At 44.3% G+C, this 25806-nt stretch carries 37 protein-coding genes; all 37 read left to right on the forward strand.

Annotated features, from left to right (window positions below):
- The first annotated feature begins 58 nt into the window (after positions 1–58).
- On the forward strand, positions 59–376 hold the full coding sequence (gene rpsJ, locus BLCOC_RS04980; RefSeq protein WP_018597892.1) for a 30S ribosomal protein S10: 318 nt from the start codon (positions 59–61) through the stop codon (positions 374–376).
- A 137-nt stretch (positions 377–513) separates the two neighbouring features.
- Positions 514–1149, forward strand: a complete 636-nt coding sequence (gene rplC / locus BLCOC_RS04985) for a 50S ribosomal protein L3 (protein ID WP_115624605.1) — start codon at positions 514–516, stop codon at positions 1147–1149.
- 29 nt (positions 1150–1178) lie between these two features.
- Complete coding sequence (gene rplD, locus BLCOC_RS04990; protein ID WP_115624606.1) at positions 1179–1799, forward strand: 50S ribosomal protein L4; 621 nt, start codon at positions 1179–1181, stop codon at positions 1797–1799.
- Positions 1799–2098, forward strand: coding sequence for a 50S ribosomal protein L23 (gene rplW / locus BLCOC_RS04995; RefSeq protein WP_115624607.1), 300 nt, complete (start codon positions 1799–1801; stop codon positions 2096–2098). Before rplD ends, rplW begins: the two co-directional genes overlap by 1 nt.
- 131 nt (positions 2099–2229) lie before the next feature.
- Positions 2230–3075, forward strand: a complete 846-nt coding sequence (rplB, locus tag BLCOC_RS05000; protein WP_018597896.1) for a 50S ribosomal protein L2 — start codon at positions 2230–2232, stop codon at positions 3073–3075.
- Between the two features lie 14 nt (positions 3076–3089).
- Positions 3090–3371, forward strand: a complete 282-nt coding sequence (gene rpsS / locus BLCOC_RS05005; RefSeq protein WP_018597897.1) for a 30S ribosomal protein S19 — start codon at positions 3090–3092, stop codon at positions 3369–3371.
- A gap of 23 nt (positions 3372–3394) precedes the next feature.
- Positions 3395–3781 carry a 50S ribosomal protein L22 gene (rplV, locus tag BLCOC_RS05010; RefSeq protein ID WP_018597898.1) on the forward strand — a complete coding sequence of 129 codons (387 nt, stop codon included), beginning with the start codon at positions 3395–3397 and terminating at the stop codon, positions 3779–3781.
- Between the two features lie 11 nt (positions 3782–3792).
- A complete protein-coding gene (gene rpsC / locus BLCOC_RS05015; RefSeq protein WP_018597899.1) occupies positions 3793–4449 on the forward strand; it encodes a 30S ribosomal protein S3 in 657 nt (218 codons plus the stop codon).
- Between the two features lie 2 nt (positions 4450–4451).
- Positions 4452–4889, forward strand: a complete 438-nt coding sequence (gene rplP / locus BLCOC_RS05020; protein WP_018597900.1) for a 50S ribosomal protein L16 — start codon at positions 4452–4454, stop codon at positions 4887–4889.
- Entirely contained in the window at positions 4879–5091 is a 213-nt protein-coding gene (rpmC, locus tag BLCOC_RS05025; RefSeq protein WP_018597901.1) for a 50S ribosomal protein L29, read from the forward strand. The genes rplP and rpmC overlap by 11 nt, the downstream gene beginning before the upstream one ends.
- Positions 5092–5107: 16 nt before the next feature.
- Positions 5108–5362: a 30S ribosomal protein S17 gene (gene rpsQ, locus BLCOC_RS05030; RefSeq protein WP_018597902.1), complete on the forward strand. Its 255-nt coding sequence runs from the start codon at positions 5108–5110 to the stop codon at positions 5360–5362.
- Between the two features lie 21 nt (positions 5363–5383).
- Positions 5384–5752, forward strand: a complete 369-nt coding sequence (gene rplN / locus BLCOC_RS05035; RefSeq protein WP_018597903.1) for a 50S ribosomal protein L14 — start codon at positions 5384–5386, stop codon at positions 5750–5752.
- An 11-nt stretch (positions 5753–5763) separates the two neighbouring features.
- A complete protein-coding gene (rplX, locus tag BLCOC_RS05040) occupies positions 5764–6075 on the forward strand; it encodes a 50S ribosomal protein L24 (RefSeq protein WP_018597904.1) in 312 nt (103 codons plus the stop codon).
- Between the two features lie 22 nt (positions 6076–6097).
- Positions 6098–6637 (forward strand): 50S ribosomal protein L5, encoded by a 540-nt coding sequence (gene rplE / locus BLCOC_RS05045; RefSeq protein WP_029470382.1) that lies wholly within the window; start codon positions 6098–6100, stop codon positions 6635–6637.
- Between the two features lie 18 nt (positions 6638–6655).
- Positions 6656–6841 carry a type Z 30S ribosomal protein S14 gene (locus BLCOC_RS05050; protein WP_018597906.1) on the forward strand — a complete coding sequence of 62 codons (186 nt, stop codon included), beginning with the start codon at positions 6656–6658 and terminating at the stop codon, positions 6839–6841.
- 201 nt (positions 6842–7042) lie between these two features.
- Complete coding sequence (rpsH, locus tag BLCOC_RS05055) at positions 7043–7444, forward strand: 30S ribosomal protein S8 (RefSeq protein ID WP_018597907.1); 402 nt, start codon at positions 7043–7045, stop codon at positions 7442–7444.
- A 111-nt stretch (positions 7445–7555) separates the two neighbouring features.
- Entirely contained in the window at positions 7556–8095 is a 540-nt protein-coding gene (rplF, locus tag BLCOC_RS05060; RefSeq protein WP_018597908.1) for a 50S ribosomal protein L6, read from the forward strand.
- A gap of 17 nt (positions 8096–8112) precedes the next feature.
- Positions 8113–8481, forward strand: coding sequence for a 50S ribosomal protein L18 (gene rplR / locus BLCOC_RS05065; RefSeq protein ID WP_018597909.1), 369 nt, complete (start codon positions 8113–8115; stop codon positions 8479–8481).
- A 19-nt stretch (positions 8482–8500) separates the two neighbouring features.
- Entirely contained in the window at positions 8501–9010 is a 510-nt protein-coding gene (gene rpsE, locus BLCOC_RS05070) for a 30S ribosomal protein S5 (RefSeq protein ID WP_018597910.1), read from the forward strand.
- A 12-nt stretch (positions 9011–9022) separates the two neighbouring features.
- Positions 9023–9205: a 50S ribosomal protein L30 gene (gene rpmD, locus BLCOC_RS05075; RefSeq protein WP_018597911.1), complete on the forward strand. Its 183-nt coding sequence runs from the start codon at positions 9023–9025 to the stop codon at positions 9203–9205.
- A 23-nt stretch (positions 9206–9228) separates the two neighbouring features.
- A complete protein-coding gene (rplO, locus tag BLCOC_RS05080; protein ID WP_018597912.1) occupies positions 9229–9669 on the forward strand; it encodes a 50S ribosomal protein L15 in 441 nt (146 codons plus the stop codon).
- A complete protein-coding gene (secY, locus tag BLCOC_RS05085; RefSeq protein WP_018597913.1) occupies positions 9669–10985 on the forward strand; it encodes a preprotein translocase subunit SecY in 1317 nt (438 codons plus the stop codon). The genes rplO and secY overlap by 1 nt, the downstream gene beginning before the upstream one ends.
- A gap of 158 nt (positions 10986–11143) precedes the next feature.
- The gene (locus BLCOC_RS05090) at positions 11144–11788 is read left to right on the forward strand and encodes an adenylate kinase (RefSeq protein ID WP_018597914.1); all 645 of its coding nucleotides are present in this window, start codon (positions 11144–11146) and stop codon (positions 11786–11788) included.
- A 3-nt stretch (positions 11789–11791) separates the two neighbouring features.
- Complete coding sequence (map, locus tag BLCOC_RS05095) at positions 11792–12547, forward strand: type I methionyl aminopeptidase (RefSeq protein WP_115624608.1); 756 nt, start codon at positions 11792–11794, stop codon at positions 12545–12547.
- 8 nt (positions 12548–12555) lie between these two features.
- Positions 12556–12831, forward strand: a complete 276-nt coding sequence (locus BLCOC_RS05100; RefSeq protein WP_018597916.1) for a KOW domain-containing RNA-binding protein — start codon at positions 12556–12558, stop codon at positions 12829–12831.
- Positions 12832–12834: 3 nt separating this feature from the next.
- Positions 12835–13053, forward strand: a complete 219-nt coding sequence (gene infA / locus BLCOC_RS05105) for a translation initiation factor IF-1 (RefSeq protein WP_003022750.1) — start codon at positions 12835–12837, stop codon at positions 13051–13053.
- 1105 nt (positions 13054–14158) lie between these two features.
- Positions 14159–14272: a 50S ribosomal protein L36 gene (gene rpmJ, locus BLCOC_RS05110; RefSeq protein ID WP_003022746.1), complete on the forward strand. Its 114-nt coding sequence runs from the start codon at positions 14159–14161 to the stop codon at positions 14270–14272.
- A gap of 323 nt (positions 14273–14595) precedes the next feature.
- Complete coding sequence (rpsM, locus tag BLCOC_RS05115) at positions 14596–14967, forward strand: 30S ribosomal protein S13 (protein WP_018595060.1); 372 nt, start codon at positions 14596–14598, stop codon at positions 14965–14967.
- A gap of 96 nt (positions 14968–15063) precedes the next feature.
- The gene (gene rpsK / locus BLCOC_RS05120; protein WP_018595061.1) at positions 15064–15456 is read left to right on the forward strand and encodes a 30S ribosomal protein S11; all 393 of its coding nucleotides are present in this window, start codon (positions 15064–15066) and stop codon (positions 15454–15456) included.
- Positions 15457–15474: 18 nt separating this feature from the next.
- A complete protein-coding gene (rpsD, locus tag BLCOC_RS05125; protein ID WP_018595062.1) occupies positions 15475–16068 on the forward strand; it encodes a 30S ribosomal protein S4 in 594 nt (197 codons plus the stop codon).
- 26 nt (positions 16069–16094) lie between these two features.
- Entirely contained in the window at positions 16095–17054 is a 960-nt protein-coding gene (locus BLCOC_RS05130; protein WP_018595063.1) for a DNA-directed RNA polymerase subunit alpha, read from the forward strand.
- 91 nt (positions 17055–17145) lie between these two features.
- A complete protein-coding gene (locus tag BLCOC_RS05135) occupies positions 17146–17682 on the forward strand; it encodes a bL17 family ribosomal protein (protein ID WP_115624610.1) in 537 nt (178 codons plus the stop codon).
- 433 nt (positions 17683–18115) lie between these two features.
- Complete coding sequence (locus BLCOC_RS05140) at positions 18116–19036, forward strand: diacylglycerol/lipid kinase family protein (RefSeq protein WP_115624611.1); 921 nt, start codon at positions 18116–18118, stop codon at positions 19034–19036.
- Between the two features lie 400 nt (positions 19037–19436).
- Entirely contained in the window at positions 19437–19991 is a 555-nt protein-coding gene (locus tag BLCOC_RS05145) for a manganese efflux pump MntP (RefSeq protein WP_029470377.1), read from the forward strand.
- A 172-nt stretch (positions 19992–20163) separates the two neighbouring features.
- A complete protein-coding gene (locus tag BLCOC_RS05150; protein WP_029470376.1) occupies positions 20164–22278 on the forward strand; it encodes a glutamine synthetase III family protein in 2115 nt (704 codons plus the stop codon).
- Between the two features lie 829 nt (positions 22279–23107).
- Positions 23108–24028, forward strand: a complete 921-nt coding sequence (locus BLCOC_RS05155) for an AAA family ATPase (protein WP_029470374.1) — start codon at positions 23108–23110, stop codon at positions 24026–24028.
- Entirely contained in the window at positions 24025–25806 is a 1782-nt protein-coding gene (locus BLCOC_RS05160; RefSeq protein ID WP_115624612.1) for a cobaltochelatase CobT-related protein, read from the forward strand. The genes BLCOC_RS05155 and BLCOC_RS05160 overlap by 4 nt, the downstream gene beginning before the upstream one ends.

Genomic DNA, 25806 nt, shown 5'->3' on the forward strand with positions numbered 1-25806 from the left:
GTGTACAGTCGCCGCTTGTCGTACTACTTATAAGTGCGAAAAGGAGGAGACTTTTTTTATGGCAAGTCAGGTAATGAGAATCACATTAAAAGCTTATGATCATCAGTTAGTAGATGCATCTGCAAGCAAGATCATCGAGACTGTAAAGAAGAATGGAGCAACTGTTAGCGGACCGGTGCCGCTTCCCACTAAGAAGGAAGTAGTAACTATCCTGCGTGCGGTACACAAATACAAAGACTCCAGGGAACAGTTCGAGCAGAGAACTCATAAGAGACTCATTGATATCATCACACCAACTCAGAAAACAGTTGATGCCCTGTCTCGTTTAGAGATGCCGGCCGGTGTATACATTGATATCAAAATGAAACAGAAATAAGGCATGCGCAGCAAGCTTGCCGGTAAGAGATGAAATTATCCTTACAAGGTTGATATATAGTCTATATTGACTGTCTGTCTAGGATGATTGCACAACGCAGTGTAATCCGCTGTAGATTCACAGGAGGTAAAGAAAAAATGAAGAAAGCGATTTTAGCTACCAAAGTCGGAATGACTCAAATCTTCAATGAAGACGGAGTTTTAACTCCCGTAACAGTGCTGCAGGCTGGTCCTTGTGTAGTAACACAGGTTAAGACACAGGATAACGACGGCTACAGTGCAGTACAGGTTGGTTTCGCAGACAAGAGAGAAAACCTTGTCAACAAACCACTGAAAGGACACTTTGACAAAGCTGGTGTTTCCTGCAAGAGATTTGTAAGAGAATTCAAATTAGACAATGCCGAAGAAATGGCAATGGGACAGGAAATCAAATGCGATGTTTTTGAAGCAGGCGATAAGATTGATGCTACTGCGATCAGCAAAGGTAAAGGATTCCAGGGCGCGATCAAGAGACACGGACAGTCCAGAGGACCTATGGCTCACGGTTCTAAATTCCATCGTCATGCAGGTTCCAACGGTGCAGCATCTGATCCGAGCAAGGTATTCAAAGGCAAAAAGATGCCAGGCCAGATGGGACATGTAAAAGTAACAGTTCAGAACCTGGAAATTGTTAAGGTTGATACTGACAACAATCTTCTTTTAGTAAAAGGAAGCGTTCCGGGACCGAAGAAATCCTTAGTTACAATCAAAGAATCTGTTAAAACCGTGAAATAAAGTTTTTCTGGGAAAGGAGGACCACACAGATGGCAAACGTATCTGTTTATAATATGGAAGGCAAAGAAGTTGGAACAATGGAATTAAACGATGCAGTTTTTGGTGTTGAGATCAACGACCATTTAGTGCATTTAGCTGTTGTTCGTCAGCTTGCAAATAAACGTCAGGGAACTCAGAAGGCAAAAACCCGTTCTGAAGTAAGCGGCGGCGGAAGAAAACCGTGGAGACAGAAAGGAACCGGTCATGCAAGACAGGGTTCAACAAGATCTCCGCAGTGGACAGGCGGCGGTGTTGTATTCGCTCCGGTTCCGAGAGATTATGAGATCAAAATGAACAAAAAAGAAAGAAGACTTGCTCTTAAGTCCGCTTTGACAAGCAGAGTACAGGAGAACAAGCTCATCGTTCTTGATGACCTGAAATTAGATGAAGTAAAAACCAAGGCAATGCAGGCAGTTTTAAGCAACCTGAATGTTTCCAAGGCAATGGTGGTACTGGCTGACAATGATCAGAACGTAGTATTATCCGCAAGAAACATCCCGGATGTGATCACAGCATTACCGAACACCATTAATGTATATGATGTTCTGAAATATAATACGGTAATCCTGACAAAATCTGCTGTAGCTTCAATTGAGGAGGTATACGCATAATGGCAAACGTACAGTATTATGATGTAATCCTGAAACCGGTTATCACCGAGAAGAGCATGGCTGCTATGGGCGAGAAGAAATATACTTTCTTAGTTCATCCGGAAGCAAACAAGACCATGATCAAAGAAGCTGTTGAAAAAATGTTCGACGGAGCAAAAGTGAAAACTGTCAACACCATGAACTTAGATGGCAAGACAAAAAGACGCGGAATGACCTTCGGCAAAACAGCAAAGACAAAAAAAGCTGTTGTTACTTTAACAGAGGACAGCAAAGATATCGAAATCTTCGAGGGACTTTAATCAGCCCTTAACCAATAGTAACTAAGCGCAGTCAAGAAAAATTAATCCGATATTTGACTGCCGGCATGAAAACGCCAGGATGCGTTGTGAACACAACGCCTGCGGCGTGGAGAATGAAAGGAGAGACAGAAATGGGAATTAAATCCTATAGTCCATATACACCTTCCAGAAGACACATGACAGGTTCTGATTTCTCTGAAATCACAACAGCGACACCTGAGAAGTCTCTGGTAGTGTCCTTAAATAAAAACGCTGGACGTAATAATCAAGGTAAAATTACAGTTAGGCACCGCGGCGGCGGAAGCAGAAGAAAATACAGAATCATCGACTTCAAGAGAAGAAAAGATGATGTTCCGGCAACAGTAAAGACAATCGAGTATGATCCGAACAGAACTGCAAACATTGCGCTGATCGCATATGCAGATGGTGAAAAAGCATACATCCTTGCTCCGGAAGGATTAAAGGTTGGTATGAAGATCCAGAACGGCGCCAATGCTGAGGTTCGTGTAGGCAACTGCCTGCCTCTGTCAGAGATCCCGGTTGGTACTATGATACACAACATTGAACTGTATCCGGGCAAAGGCGGCCAGTTAGTTCGTTCCGCTGGAAACGGTGCACAGTTAATGGCAAAAGAAGGCAAATACGCAACCCTTCGTCTGCCGTCAGGTGAAATGAGAATGGTTCCGATCAACTGCCGCGCTTCTATCGGCGTAGTAGGTAACGGCGAGCACAGCCTTATTAATATTGGTAAAGCAGGACGTAAACGTCACATGGGTATCAGACCTACAGTTCGTGGTTCTGTTATGAACCCGAATGACCATCCACACGGTGGTGGTGAAGGTAAGACCGGTATCGGCCGTCCGGGTCCGTGTACACCATGGGGTAAACCGGCTCTTGGCTTGAAGACAAGAAAGAAAAACAAACAGTCTAACAAGTATATCGTAAGAAGAAGAGATGGTAAAACATTAGCGAAATAAGGAGGTAAGGCTAAATGGCTCGTTCATTAAAAAAAGGACCGTTCGCAGATGAAAGCTTACTGAAAAAAGTAGACGCTCTGAATGCGGCTGGAAATAAAACAGTTATCAAAACCTGGTCACGTCGTTCAACAATCTTCCCGTCCTTCGTAGGACACACATTCGCTGTCCATGACGGAAGAAAACATGTGCCGGTATATGTAACAGAGGATATGGTTGGACACAAACTCGGTGAGTTCGTTGCTACCAGAACCTACAGAGGACATGGCAAAGACGAGAAAAAATCAGGTGTTCGTTAATATTTTAGAAGGAGGCTTTTATCATGGCTAAAGGACATAGAAGTCAGATTAAAAGAGCAAGAAATGCTAATAAAGATACAAGACCGTCTGCGAAGATATCCTACGCTAGAATGTCCGTACAGAAAGCATGCTATGTACTGGATGTAATTCGTGGAAAAGACGTTCAGACTGCCCTTGGTATCCTGACATACAACCCAAGATACGCGTCAAGCGTGATCAAAAAATTACTGGAATCAGCAATCGCAAATGCTGAAAACAACAATGGTATGAACCCGGAAAACCTTTATATCGCTGAGTGCTACGCAAACAAAGCTCCGACTATGAAGAGAATCAAACCGAGAGCACAGGGCAGAGCTTACAGGATCGAGAAGAGAAACTGCCATGTTACCGTTGTGTTGGATGAGAGATAAGGAGGACAATCATGGGACAGAAAGTTAACCCACATGGACTGAGAGTCGGCGTTATCAAAGATTGGGATTCCAAATGGTACGCTGAGAGCGACTTCGCTGATAACTTAGTAGAAGATTATAATATCAGGACATTCCTGAAAAAGAAATTATACAGTGCAGGTGTTTCTAAGATTGAGATCGAGAGAGCATCTGACAGAGTGAAAGTGATCATCTATACTGCAAAACCGGGCGTTGTTATCGGTAAAGGCGGTTCAGAGATCGAAAAAGTGAAAGCTGAATTACAGAACTACACAAGCAAAAAACTGATCGTTGATATTAAAGAAGTAAAAAGACCGGACAAAGATGCTCAGTTAGTAGCTGAAAACATCGCGTTACAGTTAGAGAACCGTATTTCCTTCCGTCGTGCCATGAAATCTACAATGCAGAGAACCATGAGAGCCGGAGCAAAAGGAATCAAGACTGCTGTATCAGGACGTCTTGGCGGTGCAGATATGGCACGTACAGAGTTCTACAGTGAGGGAAATATCCCGCTGCAGACATTAAGAGCAGATATCGATTACGGTTTCGCTGAAGCAGATACCACCTACGGCAAAGTTGGCGTAAAGGCATGGATCTACAATGGCGAAGTACTTCCAACTAAAGGAACTAAGGAAGGGAGCGATAAATAATTATGTTAATGCCTAAAAGAGTTAAACGTCGTAAACAATTCCGCGGATCCATGAAAGGAAAAGCATTAAGAGGAAATAAGATCAACTATGGTGAGTACGGTTTAGTTTCAACTGAGCCGTGCTGGATCAAATCCAACCAGATCGAGGCAGCCCGTGTTGCTATGACCCGTTATATCAAACGTGGTGGTAAAGTTTGGATCAAGATTTTCCCGGATAAACCAGTAACAGCAAAACCAGCAGAAACACGTATGGGTTCCGGTAAAGGTGCCTTAGAATACTGGGTAGCAGTTGTAAAGCCAGGCAGAGTAATGTTTGAAATCGCAGGTGTGCCAGAAGAGACAGCACGCGAAGCGCTGCGTCTTGCTATGCACAAGTTACCATGTAAATGTAAAATCGTTTCTCGTGCAGACTTAGAAGGCGGTGATAACAGTGAAAATTAAAAATTATGTAGAAGATTTAAAAACAAAATCAGCTGCAGAATTACAGGAAGAATTAGTAGCTGCTAAAAAGGAACTCTTCAATTTGAGATTTCAGAATGCAACCAATCAATTGGACAATACAAGCAGAATCAAAGAGGTTCGTAAAAATATTGCCAGAATTCAGACACTGATTGCCCAGAACAAGGCAAATGCAGCAGAGTAATAAGGGAGGCATAACCGTGGAAAGAAATCTTAGAAAAACACGTGTTGGAAAAGTTACAAGTAACAAGATGGACAAAACTATCGTTGTAGCTATCGAAGACCACGTTAAACATCCTCTTTACAAAAAAATCGTAAAGAGAACATATAAATTAAAAGCGCATGATGAAGAAAACACATGCAATATCGGTGACACTGTAAAAGTTATGGAAACAAGACCAATCTCTAAAGATAAGAGATGGAGACTTGTGGAAGTAGTGGAAAGAGCCAAATAATTCGTAAGGAGGAATCCAAGCATGATTCAACAGGAAAGTAGACTTAGAGTCGCTGACAATACCGGTGCAAAAGAAATCCTCTGCATCCGTGTTATGGGTGGTTCTACGAGAAGATATGCTAACATCGGTGATATAATCGTTGCTACTGTTAAAGATGCAACACCAGGTGGTGTTGTTAAAAAAGGTGATGTTGTGAAAGCCGTTGTTGTTCGTACAAGAAAAGGCGCTCGTCGTAAAGACGGTTCCTACATCAAATTCGATGAGAACGCTGCAGTCATCATCAAGGATGACAAGACTCCGAGAGGAACCCGTATTTTTGGACCAGTAGCCAGAGAGCTTCGTGAGAAACAGTTTATGAAAATTGTTTCCTTAGCTCCCGAAGTATTATAGGAGGTAACCTGATGTCAACATTTAAGATTAAAAAAGGTGATACAGTTAAAGTGATCGCCGGTAAAGATAAAGACAAAGAAGGAAAAGTAATCTCTGTTAATCCGAAAAAAGGTGCTGTTCTGGTTGAAGGCGCAAACATGGTAACAAAGCACACAAAACCTTCCATGGCTAATCAGCAGGGCGGTATTGTAGAGAAGGAAGCTTGGCTGGATGTGTCTAACGTTATGTTAGTACACGAAGGCAAAGCTACCAGAGTCGGCTTCAAGATGGAAGGCGACAAGAAAGTGCGTTTCGCCAAAGCTACAGGCAAAGTAATCGATTAATTAGAGAGGAGGCCATTTTAAAGTGAGCAGACTGAGAGAAGTATACAAAAATGAGATCGTAGATGGTATGGTCAAAAAGTTTGGTTATAAAAATATCATGGAAGTGCCGAAACTCGACAAAATCGTTGTAAACATGGGTGTAGGCGAAGCAAAGGAAAACGCAAAACTGTTAGACGCAGCTGTAGCTGACATGGAACTGATCACAGGTCAGAAAGCTGTAACAACAAAAGCGAAAAACTCCATTGCTAACTTCAAACTCCGTGAAGGCATGCCGATCGGTTGTAAAGTAACCCTGAGAGGCGAAAAAATGTATGAATTTGCTGATCGCCTTATCAACTTAGCACTGCCTCGAGTACGTGACTTCCGCGGCGTTAATCCTAACGCATTCGATGGAAGAGGCAACTATGCACTCGGTATCAAAGAGCAGTTAATTTTCCCTGAAGTGGAATACGATAAAGTCGATAAAGTAAGAGGTATGGACATCATTTTCGTTACAACTGCTAAGACAGACGAAGAAGCCCGTGAATTATTGACATTATTTAACATGCCATTTGCAAAGTAATTATAGGAGGGAAAATTCATGGCTAAAACAGCAATGAAATTAAAACAGCAGCGCAAACAGAAATTCTCTTCAAGAGAATATAATCGTTGCAGAATTTGTGGCCGTCCACATGCTTACTTGAGAAAATACGGAATCTGCAGAATCTGCTTCCGTGAATTAGCATATAAAGGCCAGATCCCGGGAGTTAAGAAAGCATCCTGGTAGGCATTGAACACTTAGCGAGTCCGAGCCGAAGGCGACAGACGGGGTTAGTGAGAAAGCCCACCCGAACACTTAGCGAGTCCGAGCCAATGGCGACAGACGAGGTTAGTGAGAGTGGTGTGCTGGAATCCATTGCCTGAAACAATTTAATCAGTTCATCCGCTGCTGCGGATATGGGATAAAGAATAGAAGGAGGAAACTCTAATGACAATGAGCGATCCAATTGCAGATATGCTTACAAGAATCCGTAATGCAAATACTGCAAAACATGATACAGTTGATGTTCCGGCATCTAAAATGAAACTTGCTATTGCCGATATCCTTGTTAAAGAAGGTTATATCGCAAAATACGACGTTCTTGAAGACGGCGCATTTAAAACAATCCGTATCACCTTAAAATACGGTGCAGACAAGAGTGAAAAAATCATCACAGGTCTGAAAAGAATCTCCAAACCGGGCTTACGTGTATACGCAGGCAGCCAGGAAATCCCCAGAGTTCTGGGCGGACTGGGTATTGCTATCCTGTCCACAAATCAGGGTGTTATCACAGATAAAGAAGCAAGAAAGCTGCACGTTGGCGGCGAGGTATTAGCATTCGTATGGTAATTGCCTCCCGGCTTTGGCCGGACATATGCAATTTTCATAGATAGAGATACTGAAAACAGAAAGGAACCATAATAGGCCTTTCCGAAAATTTAAGTAAGGAGGACAACAGGTATGTCACGTATTGGAAGACAGCCAGTAGCTGTTCCGGCAGGCGTAGAAGTTAAAATTGCTGAGAACAATTTTGTGACCGTAAAAGGCGCAAAAGGAACACTTGAAAAAGCGTTACCGACAGAGATGTCAATCAAATTAGAGGATGGTCAGGTAGTTGTTACAAGACCAAACGATTTAAAGAAAATGAAATCTTTACACGGTTTAACAAGAACACTGATCCAGAACATGGTGATCGGTGTAAGCCAGGGATATGAAAAAACTCTGGAAGTAAACGGTGTGGGTTATAAAGCTGCAAAACAGGGTAAAAAACTGGTTCTCTCCTTAGGATATTCACATCCGGTAGAGATGGAAGATCCAGAAGGACTGGAATCTTCTGTAGACGGTAATAAGATCGTCGTAAAAGGAATCGATAAAGAAAAAGTTGGCCAGTACGCTGCTGAAATCAGAGATAAGAGAAGACCGGAGCCATACAAAGGTAAAGGTATTAAGTATGCTGATGAAGTTATCAGACGTAAAGTTGGTAAAACTGGTAAGAAATAATTAAGGAGAGTGTAAAAATGGTTAGTAAAGTATCAAGAGCGAAAGTTCGCGCAAAAAAACATAGAAGATTACGTAATCATCTGAGCGGCACCGCTACAACTCCACGTTTAGCAGTTTTCCGCAGCAATAATCATATGTATGCTCAAATTATTGACGATACAGTTGGAAAAACTCTGGTTTCTGCTTCTACCACTCAGAAAGAGGTAAAAGCTGAATTAGAAAAAACCAATAACGTTGATGCTGCAGCATATTTAGGTACTGTCATCGGTAAGAAAGCTATCGAAGCAGGCATCAAAGAGGTTGTCTTTGATAGAGGCGGCTTTATATATCACGGAAAAGTTCAGGCATTGGCAGACGCAGCACGTGAAGCTGGGTTAGAATTCTAATAAGGGAGGAAATGAACACATGAAACGTTCTATCATTGATGCTAGTCAGTTAGAATTAGAAGAAAAAGTAGTGTCAATCAAGCGTGTAACAAAGGTTGTTAAAGGTGGTCGTAACTTCCGTTTCACAGCTTTAGTTGTTGTAGGTGACGGCAATGGTCACGTAGGCGCTGGATTAGGAAAGGCAGCCGAAATTCCCGAAGCTATCCGCAAGGGAAAAGAGGATGCTATGAAGAAACTTGTAACAGTAGCAAGAGACGATAACGGAAGTATTACACATGACTTCATCGGAAAATTCGGAAGCGCAGAGATGCTGATGAAGAAAGCTCCGGAAGGTACCGGTGTAATTGCCGGCGGCCCGGCCCGTGCGGTGATCGAGCTTGCAGGTATCAAAAACATCCGTACAAAATGTATGGGTTCCCGTAACAAACAGAACGTAGTTCTGGCTACCATCGCAGGTTTAAGTCAGTTAAAGACTCCGGAAGAAGTAGCAAAACTTCGTGGAAAATCTGTTGACGAGATTTTTGCGTAGGAGGATTAAAAAATGGCAGATAAATTAAGAATCACTCTGGTGAAATCTACAATCGGAGCTGTTCCGAAAAACAGAAAAACAGTAGAAGCTTTAGGTTTGAGAAAACTGAACAAGACAGTGGAAATGCCTGACAATGCAGCCGTTCGCGGTATGGTTCGCCAGGTAAGACACTTAGTGAAAGTAGAAGAAATCTAATCATTGAAGAAGGAGGTGCAGTCATGGATTTATCAAATTTAAAACCAGCTGAAGGCTCCAGACAGAGCGACAACTTCAGAAGAGGCCGTGGCCACGGTTCAGGAAACGGCAAGACCGCAGGTAAAGGCCATAAAGGACAGAAAGCCCGTTCCGGAGCTAAGAGACCGGGATTTGAAGGCGGTCAGATGCCTTTATACAGAAGACTTCCTAAGAGAGGCTTCAAATGCAGAAACTCCAAAGACATCGTAGCGATCAATGTCAGCGAGTTAAACAGATTCGAGGATGGAGCAGAGGTAACACCGGCAGCTTTACTGGCATCCGGAGCTATTTCCCGTCTTGGAGACGGCGTTAAAATTCTCGGAAACGGTGAAATCACAAAGAAGATCAACTTAAAGGTTAATGCTGTAAGCGAAACCGCTAAAACTAAAATCGAAGCTGCAGGTGGAACAGTCGAGGTGATTTAATGCTTGAGACTCTTAGGAACGCTTTTAAAATAAAAGATGTAAGACGTCGAATTTATTATGTATTGTTAATGCTGGTTATTGTCCGGATTGGCTCTCAACTGCCAATTCCGGGCGTAGACAGAGACTTCTTTAAGAACCTGTTTGCAAGCCAGTCTAACGATGCGTTCAATTTCTTCAATGCATTTACAGGCGGTTCATTTGAACAGATGTCTATCTTTGCGTTGAGTATTACACCGTATATCACATCATCTATCATCATTCAGCTTCTGACAATTGCGATTCCAAAATTGGAAGAAATGCAGCGTGACGGCGAAGAGGGCAGAAAGAAAATGACTGCCATCACTCGTTATCTGACTGTAGGTCTGGCTCTCTTCCAGTCTGTAGCTATGGTTATCGGCTTTGGTAACCGCGGCTGGCTGACAGAGATGAATTTCACCAGTATTGTAGTTGCTGTGGTAACATTGACCGGCGGTTCTGCAATGCTGATGTGGATTGGTGAGCAGATCACGGAAAAAGGTGTGGGCAATGGTATTTCTATTGTCCTGATGATCAACATTGTATCCAGAATCCCCAGCGATCTTGCATCCCTGTTCGAGAAGTTCGTAAAAGGGAAAACAATCGCCAGAGGCGGCCTGGCAGCTATCATTATTATGGCTATCATTATAGTGGTAGTGGTACTGGTACTTATCCTGAACGGTGGAGAACGGAAGATTCCGGTCCAGTATTCCAAGAAAATGGTAGGAAGAAAAATGATGGGCGGACAGTCCAGTGCGATTCCTTTGAAGGTAAACACGGCCGGCGTTATCCCCATTATCTTTGCATCCTCCCTTATGTCTTTCCCGGTAGTTATCGCGAGCTTCCTGGGCAAGGGCGGCGGTACAGGAATCGGAAGCAAGATTTTAAAAGGTCTGACTTCAAGTAACTGGTTCAACCCCAATGAACCTGTTTATTCTATTGGTCTGGTTGTTTATATCGTGCTTGTCATTTTCTTTGCTTATTTCTATACATCCATCACCTTCAATCCGATGGAAGTTGCGGATAACATGAAAAAACAGGGCGGTTTCATTCCCGGTATCCGTCCGGGTAAACCGACACAGGAATATCTGGAGAAAATTTTAAGTTACATTATCTTCATCGGTGCCACAGGCCTGGTAATTGTTGCCGTTATTCCATTCTTCTTTAATGGCGTATTCGGTGCAAATGTTTCCTTCGGCGGTACATCCATCATCATTGTGGTGGGCGTTGTCCTGGAGACGATCAAGCAGGTTGAGTCCCGTATGCTGGTTCGTAACTATAAGGGATTTTTAAGTGAATAAGCATATATGATTTAAGTGTACCCACTTTTGTGGGTGCACTAAAATGCTATATAAGGACATAGCCTTAATGGGGGCTGGGCAGCAATCCGTGGGCATATCATTCCGCGATTATATTTTAAGGCGGAATGCGGATTGAAATACGAAAGGGGAAGAGAAGTATGAAGATTATTATGTTAGGCGCACCGGGCGCAGGAAAAGGAACACAGGCCAAGAAGATTGCCGATAAGTATCAGGTTCCGCATATCTCCACAGGGGATATCTTCCGTGCAAACATCAAGAACGGAACAGAACTGGGTAAAAAGGCAAAAACATTTATGGATCAGGGACTGCTGGTTCCTGATGAACTGGTAGTGGACCTGGTAGTGGACAGAGTGGCACAGGATGACTGTGAAAATGGTTACGTGCTGGATGGTTTCCCCAGAACAATTCCCCAGGCTGAGAGTCTGGACGCAGCGCTGGCTAAAATGGGTCAGAAAGTGGATTATGCCATTGACGTGGATGTTCCGGATGAGAACATTGTGAACCGTATGTCAGGCAGAAGAGCGTGCGTAGGATGCGGCGCTACTTACCACATCAAATACAATCCTCCCAAAAAAGAGGATGTATGTGATATCTGCGGTGAAAAATTGATCCTGAGAGATGATGATAAGCCGGAGACTGTTTTAAAACGTCTCACAGTATATCATGACCAGACACAGCCCCTGATCGACTACTATACCAAGTCCGGTGTATTAAAACAGGTTGACGGAACCGTTGATATGGAAGATGTGTTCCAGGCAATCGTCAAAATATTAGGAGCGTAAAAAATGTCAGTATCGATAAAAACTGCCAATGAAATTGAACTTATGAGAGAGGCTGGAAAGCTTCTGGAAAAGGTACACGACGAGCTGAAGGATTTTATCCGACCGGGTATTTCCACCCTCGACATTGACCAGTATGGAGAGAAACTCATCCGTCAGATGGGCTGTATCCCGAATTTCCTCAACTATAACGGATATCCGGCATCCATCTGTGTCTCTGTCAATGATGAGGTAGTACACGGGATTCCGCGTAAGGATCACATACTCCAGGATGGGGATATTGTGAGTCTGGACGCCGGATTGATCTACAAAGGATACCACTCAGACGCGGCGCGTACGCATGCGGTGGGTGAAATCGCACCCGAGGCGCAGAAGCTCATTGATGTGACCAGACAGAGTTTCTTTGAAGGAATCAAGTATGCCAGGGCAGGACAGCATTTATATGAAATCTCCGCAGCCATCGGCGCATATGCTGAGAAGTTCGGATACGGTGTAGTCAGGGATTTGGTCGGACATGGAATCGGCACAAGCCTGCATGAGGACCCGCAGATACCGAATTTCCGTCAAAAGCGCAGAGGACTGAGACTTCAGGCAGGTATGACTCTTGCGATTGAACCGATGATTAATGAAGGCAGAGCCGATGTGGTTTGGCTGGATGATGACTGGACAGTGGTGACAGAGGACGGATCCCTGTCAGCGCATTATGAAAATACCATTCTCATCACAGACGGCGAGCCGGAAATACTGACCTTGAGTGAGTAGGTGACCCTATGAGCGAGGTGAGAGCAGGAATGGCAGCCCTTTCCATGGCTGGCCATGATACCGGCAGATATTATATCATCGTCAGAGCGGTGGACGGATATGTCTATCTGGCTGACGGAACGCTTAGGACTTGTGAGCATCCCAAGAAGAAGAAATTGAGGCATGTCCAGATTAACCGCAGAATCTCCCCGGTCATTGAGGGAATACTCAGTGAGGGTGGAGAACTGAAAAATGAAACTATCAAAAGAGTGATAAAAGAATATAGAAGCAAACAGGAGGTTTGATTTATGTCAAAGGCAGACGTTATTGAAGTAGAAGGAACAGTGCTTGAAAAGTTGCCAAACGCTATGTTTAAGGTGGAACTGGAGAATAAGCATGTAATTCTGGCGCATATCAGCGGGAAACTGAGGATGAATTTTATCAGGATTCTTCCGGGTGATAAGGTTACGATCGAGATGTCACCGTATGATTTGAGTAAGGGCAGGATTATCTGGAGAGACAAGTAGAAAATAGTTCCTGAATTGGGAAATGGAGTGGAGATGCGGGCTTCTTTAGGGAGGGGGTGTCTCCGCTTTTTTTTATAGGGGATGGATGAGTGCAGATGCGGGAGGATGAAGGCGGACGGGGGGATGAAGGCGGACGGGGAGACCGTAGGAGACAGGGGCGGGAGAGGGAATGGGATGAGCGGCGCACTGCGCTTGTCAGGGAGCTAACCTGCTCCCATTCACTAAATTCATCAGCAGTGGCTTCTTCATTAAGTGACTGAGGCAGGTGGATCTCCCAGACGCTCCGTGAAACGCCGCTCATCCCATTCCCTCTCCCGCCCCTGCCTCCTACGGCCTCCCCTGGTGTTCTCAGATGCGATGGTTTGAGATGACTGCTGGGATTTTTGGAAGAGAAAAAAAGAGATGGCTGCTGTAATTATTGGAAGAGAAAGAATGAGATGCTTGCTGTAATTTATGGTCGAGAAAATATAAAATGGATACTGTAATTATGGGAGAAGAAAGAATGAGATGGCTGCTGTAATTATGGGAGAAGAAAGAATGAGATGGCTGCTGTAATTATGGGAGAAGAAAGAATGAGATGGCTGCTGTAATTATGGGAGAAGAAAGAATGAGATGGCTGTTGTAATTATGGGAGAAGAAAGAATGAGATGGCTGCTGTAATTATGGGAGAAGAAAGAATGAGATGGCTGTTGTAATTATCGGAGAAGAAAGAATGAGATGGCTGCTGTAATTTTCGGAGAAGAAAGAATGAGATGGCTGGCGCAATTTTTGGAAGAGAAAGAATGAGATGGGTGTCGCGATTTTCGGAGGAGAAAGTATGGGATGGCTGTTGATATTTTCAGATGCGATAGTGTAGAGGGATGCTGATATTCTGGAGTAAGGGGGATGTGTGGTTAGGGGGAATAGGTATAGAAGGAAAGGGTTTTGGGGGAGATTTTTTGGGAGAAAATCTTTTAGGTGTGAATAGGGTGAGAAAATGGGGTTAAAATTAAAAAAAGTGCTTGCGTTCTTGTAAAAAGAGTGTTATCATTAAAAACGTACTTTTGTGCTCGTACGTGGACTTTTTATGCCCATGTGCAGAGAAATCCAGAAAGGAGGGTTATCCGTGAAGGTAAGATCATCTGTAAAACCGATTTGCGAAAAATGCAAAGTTATCAAGAGAAAAGGCAGTATCAGAATTATCTGTGAAAACCCGAAACACAAACAGCGTCAGGGTTAAGCATGGGACTCTTTTGGACTGCCTGTTTGTTGGGCATGATATTTGAGTGAGTGTTTGATAGTTGATGAGATTTGTGTAATATTTTAGTGCGGCTGCAGTATGAAACGCAAGGTTGCGTTGTTCATACTGATCAAATATAGTAATATATCACGTTTGTCGTCCTGCCGAGAGGGCGATTGCAGAATATTGCTTAATACCGTCGCTCTGCCGTGACGGAAAGGCTGCGTAAAATTTTATTTTGCGGCTGGATGCATAGAGACCCGTCATTTTTATGTATCCCAATTAGGAACAATATTTATTAAGAACAATGGAGGAACAAGTACATGGCTCGTATAGCTGGTGTAGACTTACCAAGAGAAAAACGTGTTGAAATTGGTCTGACTTATATCTACGGAATTGGTAGAACAAGCGCTGACCGTATCTTAGTAGAGGCAGGTGTAAACCCTGACACTCGCTGCAGGGATTTAACTGACGAAGAAGTAGGAAAAATCCGTGATGCAATCGATGAACTGAATATCGCTGTAGAAGGTGATCTGAGAAGAGAAATCGCTCTGAACATCAAGAGATTACAGGAAATCGGATGCTACAGAGGAATCCGTCACAGAAAAGGACTTCCGGTTCGTGGACAGAAGACTAAGACAAATGCAAGAACCAGAAAAGGCCCGAAGAGAACTGTTGCTAACAAGAAGAAATAATTTATAACAATGGAAAGTACACAATGTGTGCTTTCTGTGGTTGATATAAGAAACATGATAATATTTGATTAAGTGAGAAAGTAGGTTAGTTTAAAAATGGCTAAAGTTACAAAAAAAGTGACAAAAAAGCGTATTAAGAAAAACGTTGAACGCGGACAGGCACATATCCAGTCATCTTTCAACAATACGATCGTAACATTGACAGATGCTGAAGGAAATGCTTTATCATGGGCAAGTGCCGGTGGTCTGGGATTTAAAGGTTCAAGGAAATCTACTCCATATGCAGCACAGATGGCTGCAGAGACTGCTACAAAAGCAGCGTTAGTTCATGGTCTGAAGACTGTTGACGTTTTTGTAAAAGGACCGGGATCAGGAAGAGAAGCAGCAATCCGTGCGCTCTCAGCTTGTGGTCTGGAAGTTACAAGCATTCGCGACGTAACACCGGTTCCCCACAACGGATGCCGTCCACCAAAACGTAGAAGAGTCTAATTAGGAGGTTAAGAAATCATGGCAGTAAATAGAGTACCAGTTCTGAAAAGATGCAGATCCCTGGGTCTGGATCCTGTATATATGGGTATTGACAAGAAATCCACCAGACAGTTAAGAAGAGCAAACAGAAAAATGTCTGAGTACGGACTTCAGTTAAGAGAAAAACAGAAAGCTAAATTCATCTACGGCGTTCTGGAGAAACCTTTCCGTAACTACTACGTAAAGGCTGACCAGAAACAGGGCCAGACAGGTGAAAACCTGATGATCATGCTGGAAACACGTCTGGACAATGTTATCTTCCGTATGGGATTCGCAAGAACCAGAAGAGAAGCAAGACAGATCGTTGACCATAAACATGTAATGGTAAACGGCAAACAGGTAAATATTCCGTCTTACCTGGTAAAAGCCGGAGATACAATCGAAATCAAAGAAAAATGCAAATCTTCTCAGAGATATAAAGACGTACTGGAAGCAACAGGCGGACGTCTTGTTCCGGGTTGGTTAGATGTTGACCAGGAAAATCTGAAAGGTGAAGTAAAAGCACTTCCGACAAGAGAGGAAATCGACGTTCCTGTTGATGAGATGTTGATCGTCGAGTTGTATTCTAAGTAATATGCACGTAGCAAGGAGGGCTTTGCATGTTCGATTTTAACAAACCCAAAATTCAAATCACAGAAATGTCTGATGATAAGAGATATGGGAAATTCGTTGTGGAACCACTGGAGCGAGGATATGGTATTACTCTTGGCAACTCTTTGAGAAGAATCATGCTTTCTTCTTTACCGGGTGCCGCAGTGAGCCAGGTCAAGATTGACGGCGTTCTGCACGAATTCAGTTCTATTCCAGGTGTGAAAGAGGATGTGACACAGATCATCATGAATCTGAAAAACCTGGCAATCAAGAACACAAGCGACAGCACAGAACCCAAGACAGCTTATATCGAGTTTGAAGGCGAAGGTGTTGTCACAGGCGCAGATATCCAGGTAGACCAGGATATCGAAGTCCTGAACCCAGAACAGGTAATTGCCACCTTAAACGGCGGCACAGGATGCAAATTCAATGCAGAACTGACAATTACCAAGGGTCGCGGATATGTCAGCGCTGACAAAGGAAAAACAGACGATATGCCGATTGGTGTGATTGCTGTTGATGCAATTTATACTCCGGTAGAGCGTGTGAACATGACTGTTGAGAATACCCGTGTTGGTCAGGTTACTGACTTTGATAAACTGACACTGGATATTTACACCAATGGTACCCTGGACGCCGATGAGGCAGTCAGCCTTGCGGCTAAAGTACTGAGCGAGCATTTAAGCCTCTTTATTGACCTTTCTGAAAGTGCAAAGACTGCAGAAGTCATGATCGAGAAGGAAGATGACGAGAAAGAAAAAGTTCTGGAGATGAATATCGATGAACTTGAATTATCCGTTCGTTCCTACAACTGCTTAAAACGTGCTGGTATCAATACAGTAGAAGAACTTTGCAACCGTACTTCAGAGGATATGATGAAAGTCCGTAACCTGGGACGCAAATCTCTGGAAGAAGTGCTTGCGAAGCTGAAAGAATTAGGCTTACAGTTAAATCCCAGCGAGGAGTAAGTCTCTGATAGGAATTTATGGGCAAAAAGCAGTATGTCAGTAAGACCGAAGAAGCATGGCATATTGTTCCACAAATGGAGGAAATATTGAGATGGCAAAATATAGAAAGTTAGGCAGAACATCTGACCAGAGAAAAGCATTACTGAGAAATCAGGTGACAAATCTGTTATATCACGGAAAAATCGTTACCACTGAGACCAGAGCAAAAGAAGTCCGTAAAATTGCTGAAGGCTTAATTGCTATGGCAGTAAAAGAAAAAGATAACTTCGAGACAGTTAAAGTTATGGCAAAAGTTCCGCGCAAAGATGCTGACGGAAAGAGAGTAAAAGAAGTTGTTGATGGTAAGAAAGTTACCGTATATGACGAAGTGGAAAAAGAGATCAAAAAAGACTCTGCTTCCAGATTACATGCCAGAAGACAGATGCTGAAAGTGTTCTATCCAATCAAGGAAGTTCCTGTTGCAGCTGCCGGAAGAAAGAAAAACACCAAAGAAGTGGACATGGTAGACAGGATGTTTACTGAAATCGCTCCGAAATACGTTGACCGTAATGGTGGTTATACAAGAATCATCAAAATCGGACCGCGTAAGGGCGACGCTGCTATGGAAGTTGTTTTAGAGTTAGTTTAATATGTGGTTATTGGGCCTCTGGGGGAACCTGGGGGCCTTTTTTTGTATGAGGGGGACGGGGAACCCGTGGCAGGGAACAGCCCTGTGGTATCCTGTGAACGGTGCACTGCGCTTGCCAGGGAGCTAACCTGCTCTCAGTCGCTAAATTCGTCAGCAAGGGCTTCCTCATTAAGCGTCTGAGGCAGGTGGATCTCCCAGGCGCTCCGTGAAACACCGCTCACAGGATACCACAGGGCTGCTCCCTGCCACGGGTTCCCCTGAGAGTGTCATGCGGGAAAAAGGGGATAAAAAGATAAAAAGAAAAAAGAAAAGAAAGAATAAAAGAAAAAATAGAAGGAAAATAAAAGGTTTAGAATAAAGGGAGGGGAAATGTGGTTGTATAATTGGGGGTTCGGTAGTAAAATAATCTGAAGATGAAAAGGGAGGATCAGTTATGGGTAAGAGGATGTTGTTTATTTTTAATCCTAGGGCCGGTAAGGGGAGTATTAAGAACCGGTTGGTGGATATTCTTGATATATTTGTGAAGGCGGGTTATGAGGTGACTGTGCATCCTACGCAGGCTTACAGGGATGGTCAGAGGGTTGCCAGGCGTAAGGGCGGAGAATATGACCTCTTGGTTACCAGCGGTGGAGACGGGACCCTGGATGAGATCGTCACCGGGATCATGGAGGGAGGACACTCCACACCTATAGGCTATATTCCTGCGGGGAGTACCAATGACTTTGCCAATAGTTTGCATGTATCTAAAAATATGCTGGAGGCGGCTGTGGACATTGTGGAGGGAAGGGCGCATGCTTTTGATGTGGGGAAGTTTAATGATGACTTTTTCGTTTATATTGCGGCCTTTGGATTGTTTACAGATGTTTCTTATGAGACGAACCAGGATTTGAAGAATATCTTGGGTCATGCTGCTTATATATTGGAAGGAACCCAGAGACTGTTTAATATTAAATCTTACAATATGACTGTGGAGAGCCTGGAATGTACCATGGAGGGGGAGTTTATCTTTGGGATGGTGAGCAATGCAACCTCTGTTGGGGGATTCCGGAAATTGACAGGCCCGGATGTTATGCTGGATGACGGAGTATTTGAAGTTATGCTGGTGCACAGGCCTAAAAATATATTGGAGCTGAATGAGATCATTGCCTCCATGCTTGGTGGGGCGGATACGAAACTGATTGAATCTTTCAAAACGTCTTCACTTAGAATTTCCTGTGTAGGCCCTGTTTCCTGGACTCTGGACGGGGAGTTTGGAGGAGAGCACAGGGATGTGGAAATTACAAATATGAAGCATGCGGTACAGATCATGATCGCGGAGGATGATACGGTTCCTCTCATCAATACGCTGGAATAAGGATGGAACTTCGGTACAAACCCAAAAGTAGGAATAGGGAATAGCGCATCAGTAAAAACCAATATGGTAGAATAGCCATGGCGCATCAGTAAAAATCAACAAGGCGGAATAAGTCATGGCGCATCAGTAAAAACCAATACGTGGAATAGTCATGGCGATGGTGCCTCTGCACAAACCAATACGCTGGAATAAGGATACCGCATCTGTACAAACTAATATGTTGCCATAAGGATACCGCATCTGTACAAACTAATACGTTGCCATAAGGATATTGCCTCTGCACAAACCAATACGTTGTCATAGAGACATCGCATCTGTAAAATCAATACACTGTCATAGGGATACCACTTCTGCACACACCGGAATACTATAATAGAAACAGAAACTAATCAGGTGTGCAATGAATTATCTAGCTGTTTTAAAGGGTATATTGTTGATTCTTGCACTGACCATGGATTCTTTCGTGGTCAGTTTTGCTTATGGAGTTAGTAAAACTAAGATGCCGTTTGGCATTGTAGTGTGTATGAACCTGCTGATGAGCACTATTTTAGGTACTGCGATTTTTATGGGGGGCCGTCTGGCGGCGCTGCTTCCGGAAGGGGTTACGGGGAGACTTGGATTTCTCCTGCTGTTTGGAATTGGATGTTACAGGCTTTTCTCCTATTTTTTAAAGAAAGGGGAAGAAGAGTCAGAGAAAGTAAAGGCACTGAATCTGCTGGAGGGACTGGGGCTTGCTTTTATATTGTCTCTTGACAGTATAGCTGTGGGTATTGGTACCGGTCTGGTACAGTCCGGGCAGGTGATGCTGGTCATAGGCTCTTTTTTGGCCGGTATAGCGGTCATGGAGGCAGGATGGATGCTGGGGCATGGAACCAGGCATATATTGAACCGGGATTTGTCCTGGCTCAGTGGAGTGTGCCTTCTTTTGCTGGCAATTGGCTCTCTGAGAGGGTAAATTGTAAATTTTTTCTTGATTTTTAGTGGTTTTTGAGGTATCTTAGAAACAGTTTCAATGACCAGAGGTCTCCGTGGTTCTCAGGTGCGGGGACGTGTGGTTTGTCAAGAGAATGATATGGGGCCTGGGAGAGATGTAGTATGGGGCAGCACAGTAAGGAAAGGAAAAACATATGAGCGAGTATACAAATGTATCTGAAATTTTTGGAGAGGACGTGTTTAACGACACCGTCATGCAGCAGCGTCTTCCGAAAAAGGTTTACAAGGATTTGAAACATGCAATCCTGGAGGGAAAAGAACTGTCTCCTGAGATGGCAGATGTGATTGCCCATGAGATGAAGGAATGGGCGATTGAAAAAGGGGCAACACATTATACTCACTGGTTTCAGCCGCTGACAGGCGTAACTGCTGAGAAGCATGATTCTTTTATTACAGCACCGCTGCCCAGTGGAAAAGTTCTTATGAGTTTTTCCGGAAAAGAGCTGATCAAAGGCGAACCGGATGCGTCTTCTTTCCCGTCCGGAGGACTGCGCGCTACCTTTGAGGCCAGGGGATATACGGTATGGGACTGTACCTCTCCGGCTTTTGTAAGGCATGATGCGGCAGGTGCCACACTCTGTATTCCTACGGCATTTTGTTCCTATACAGGGGAAGCGCTCGATCAGAAGACCCCACTGCTGCGTTCTATGCAGGCTATCAATAAACAGGCGTTGCGCCTGATTCGTCTTTTTGGTGATACAACTGCCAAGAAAGTTACCCCTTCCGTGGGAGCGGAGCAGGAGTATTTTCTGGTGAGTGATAAAAACTTTATGCAGAGGAAGGATCTGACCTTTACAGGACGTACTCTCTTCGGTGCTATGCCTCCTAAGGGTCAGGAGATGGATGACCATTACCTGGGAACCATCCGTCAGAAAATATCTGCATATATGAAGCACGTGAATGAGGAACTGTGGAAACTGGGGGTTACTTCCAAGACACAGCATAACGAAGCGGCTCCTGCACAGCATGAATTGGCGCCTATCTATGCGGAAGTCAACGTGGAGGCTGACCATAACCAGATCATTATGCAGACCCTGAAGCGAATAGCTTCTCAGCACGGGATGAAATGCCTGCTCCATGAAAAGCCGTTTGCAGGTGTAAATGGTTCCGGCAAGCACAACAACTGGTCCCTGACTACAGATACAGGAGTGAACCTGCTTGATCCGGGTATCACACCCCATCAGAATATCCAATTCCTGCTGGTTTTAAGCTGTGTGCTGAAGGCTGTGGATAGACACGCCGCGCTGCTTCGGGAATCTGCGGCAGATGTGGGAAATGACCATCGTCTGGGAGCGAATGAGGCTCCTCCTGCTATTATCTCTGTATTCTTGGGAGATCAGCTCACAGATGTTATGAACCAGTTGATCACAACAGGTATGGCTGACCACAGCATTGAGAGCGAGATGCTGGAGACGGGCGTCAAATCTATTCCTGAGTTTATGCGTGATACCACTGACAGGAACAGGACTTCACCGTTTGCCTTCACAGGCAATAAGTTTGAATTCCGTATGGTTGGGGCAAGGGATTCTATTGCTCCTGCCAATATGGTCCTGAATACCATTGTTGCCCAGTCCTTTAAGGAAGCCTGCGATGTGCTGGAGAAGGCGGAAGACTTTGATATGGCGGTCCATGACCTGATCAAGAAGAATTTTACAAAGCACCAGAGGATTGTATTTAACGGCAACGGATATTCTGAGGAATGGGTGGAAGAGGCAGCAAAGAGAGGACTTCCCAATATCGGATGTATGGTGGAAGCCGTGGAAGCCCTGACTTATGAAGAGTCTGTGAGTCTTTTTGAGGAGTTCGGCGTGTTTACAAGAGCAGAGCTGGAATCCAGAAAAGAGATTAAATACGAGACTTATTCCAAGGCTATCAATATTGAGGCAAGGACTATGATAGATGTTGCCAGCAAGCAGATCATACCCGCAGTCATTAAATATACAAAGAATCTGGCGGATTCTGTCAATGCAGTAGTATCAGCAGGTATTCTGGATGTGGATGTGCAGACAGAACTGCTCAGAGATACATCCGCTCTTCTGAAGGATACCAGGGATGCGCTGAATCACTTAAAAGATGTGGCAAAGACAGCGGCAGATATGGAGGAAGGAAAAGAGCGTGCCTTCTTTTACCGTGAAAAGGTAATGCCTGCAATGGAAGCACTCCGCCGCCCTGTGGATGAATTGGAAATGATCGTGGACAAAGAAATCTGGCCAATGCCTTCTTACGGGGACTTGTTGTTTGATGTATAAAGACAAATGGCATAAAATGTAGTCTGTTATATTTGCATACTTACAGAGTAGAATGAACGCGGGAACTATTTGCCGGGAATTATACACTTGCGGGAACTCATTAGCGGGGACTATTTCCCTGCGGGAATCCATTAGGCGGGAACTATACGCCTGCGGGAACTCATTAGCGGGGATTATTTCCCTGCGGGAATCCATTTGGCGGGAACTATACACCTGCGGGAACCCATTAGCGGGGATTATTTCCCTGCGGGAATCCATTTGGCCGGAACCATTTCCCTGTGAGAATCTATTTACGAGATTCCATTTGCGGGAACCCATCTGCCCGAGTTATTCTGGCGAGATAATTTTGCAAGGAAATATTTTGTAAAGGGCCATTCCGCCATGGATATGTATTCTATAGTTCATATGTTTCCGGCACCTGGCAGTTAAGTAAGGGTTAAGCAAATGTACAGACTTGCCTGAACAATCAGAAAGTATTATAAATGAAACAGAAAAAGGTGTTCCGGACGCAGATTCGGAACACCTTTTGTGTTATAATAATAAAAGTGGTGTTGCATCTGCAACAGACTGTAAACGATGTGGTATGGTAGGATTCAGAAAAGGTATGAGTTTTATAGTTTATATGACACATTGAAATGATTCAATAGGTCTGCGCATGAACAGTGCTGACCATAAGATAATATTCAGCAGCCGGGCAAAATCTATCACAAGAGATGATTCAGCATGGATTTTTGATGGTAACTGTGCGGGTGCTGTAACAGTTAGAACGTATTTTATCATTACTCTGATGTAGAGTAAGAGAAGAATAAACAGGTGAGAGGAATTGGACATGGAGAAAGAATTGGAATTTTTACGGGAACAGGGTGTGGACAGCGGACTTATTGACGGAGTAGAGGAATTCCGGTCAAAATATGATGTGGCGGAGGAGGCTAAAGGGCGTGTCATCTGTCCGGATATGCCGTTTTATGGCAGAGAAGTTCTGGAAATGGGAATCGCGGCCCTTTTGGAAGGGGAGAACCTGCTTCTGACAGGCCCTAAAGCTACAGGGAAAAATATGCTGGCGGAGAATCTGGCCTGGATCTTCGGCCGGCCGGTATACAATGTTTCTTTTCATGTAAATACCAACAGCGGTGATCTGATCGGTACAGACACATTTGTCAATAACGAGGTGGAACTGCGCAAAGGCAGTATATACCGGTGCGCAGAGTTCGGTGGTTTTGGAGTTCTGGATGAAATCAATATGGCGAAGAATGATGCGGTTTCTGTTCTTCATGCCTCCCTGGATTACAGGCGCTGCATTGACGTGCCAGGATATGATAAGATCGATCTGCACGACGCGGCGCGGTTTATCGGAACGATGAATTACGGGTATGCAGGCACCAAAGAACTGAATGAGGCTTTGGTTTCCCGTTTCCTTGTGATCGACATGCCGCCGCAGAACGAGGAGACCCTGGAGTATATATTCCGGAGAAAATTCCCGGAGATAAAAGAAAACGCTCTGAGACAGTGGATCGGGCTTTTCATGGACCTGCAGACAAAGGCAGGAAACAGCGAGATTACCACAAAATCCCTTGACCTGCGTGGAATGCTGGGAGCCTTGAAGGCAGTTTCCTGTGGGCTTTCTCCTGCTCTGGCTGTCCGTATGGGTGTGGTCAACAAGTGTTTTGATGTGTTTGAAAAAGAGATCGTTCAGGATGTGGTCATGACAAGAATTCCGGAATCCTGGACTACAGGGGATGTATTTCAATGAGAGAAGAATTTGAGCTGGAGCTGGAAAACAGGATCCGCAACCTGATGTGGACAGTAAGCGGAGATTATACACTGGATGTGAAACCGGATCTTGAGAGCTTTCGCCGTTCCAGGTATATTGCGCTCTATGACGGTATCAAACAGGGGGCTTTTGCCCGTTATTTTGACCGGGAAGAGCTTTCCCTGTATCTGGTCAAGAAGATATACCTCCATGCTTCAGAGGGGGAACTGATCAGCCTTGCGCAGCTTTGTATTGAGTGGGCAGTCTGTGATCGGATCATGGCGGAAAGAGAAGGTGTAGGGGAAATCAGGAGAAAAGCTTTTGAGGATACCTTGGAGCTGGATTTTTCCCAATTGGTAGAATATGAGGCAGGCCGGTTAAAAATATCACTTTTCAAGGAGGCATTGAACGGAGAAGAGCCGGCCACTGACAGACTGCGGGGGTTCATGGAGAGGGTGTATGAGCTGAAACATGCCGCGGATACCATGGAAGTCATACGGACTGTGGATTTTCTTTATAATGAGATCGTGGATCCGCAGTTTGAAAAGCAGCATGGTTCCCTGGAGCGTGTGCTGGCGGTTACTCTGGAGGAACTGACAGAGTTCTCCTGGAAGGATTATCTGGATGAGGAGGCTCTGGAGGAAACCTTTTCTGCCTATCTTGACAAGGTGACAGAGAGCATGACCAACCTGGATATGATGGAACAGGAAAAGCAACAGGAGAAAGAAGAGGACGGAGAAGAGGAGACTGCCAACAGGAAAAAGGTGCTGGTAGTGGATGAAAAGGCTCTGGAGCGTATGTACAGCTATGTACAGAGAAATTATGGAAAGACTTATCTGACAGAACCCGAGGAAAAACGTCTGAATTATTTATTGTGCAGGGGAATTCACGGGGACTGCAGCCTGTATTTCACAGAGGGCGTTTTAAAGAATCCGGTACTTCGCAATTATCAGTATGAATATGCCAAAAAACAGAAAGACAAGAATTTATACGCTTACCATAACAATCACAGAATGGTGAAAAATAATATCTGGACGCTGACAGATATGCTGAAAAAGGCCTTTACTATGCGTGATGAGACGGATGAAGTGCTGTCAGACAGGGGGAAGATCATTCCCTCCCGGCTGTGGAGGGTAAGTAGGACAAATGACGCAAAAATCTTTGTCCGGGAGCTGAAGCAGGACAACAGTGACTTTGTGGTGGATGTGCTTATAGATGCCAGCGGGTCACAGAGGAGCAGACAGGGGCAGGTTGCTATGCAGGCTTATATTTTGAGTGAGGCGCTGAGTAATGTGAATATACCCCACAGGGTGATGAGCTTTTGTACTTTCTGGGATTATACGATCATGCACCGTTTTCGCGGTTATGAGGATGACAGAAGCGCAAACAATAATATCTTTGAATATATCACATCCTCTAACAACAGGGATGGACTTGCCCTGAAAGCCGCAGGCCATGAACTGCTGAATCGGGATGAGGAACATAAGGTTCTGATCGTATTAAGTGACGGGCGTCCCTATGATGTGATACTGAACCGGCCCAATGCCAGGAATCCACAGCCTTATCAAGGGAAATACGCCATATCAGATACGGCTTTTGAGGTGAGAAGACTGAGAAACCAGGGGGTGTGCGTTCTCGGTGTATTTGCCGGGGAGGAGAAAGATCTGCCGGCGGAGAAGAAAATTTTCGGAAAAGATTTTGCCTATATCCATAATGTAAATGGATTTTCAAAAGTGGTGGGGCGGTATTTGATACGGCAGTTGGAAAAAGAGGAATAA

Source organism: Blautia coccoides (genome assembly GCF_034355335.1).
In the GTDB taxonomy this organism is placed as follows: Bacteria; Bacillota; Clostridia; order Lachnospirales; family Lachnospiraceae; genus Blautia; species Blautia producta.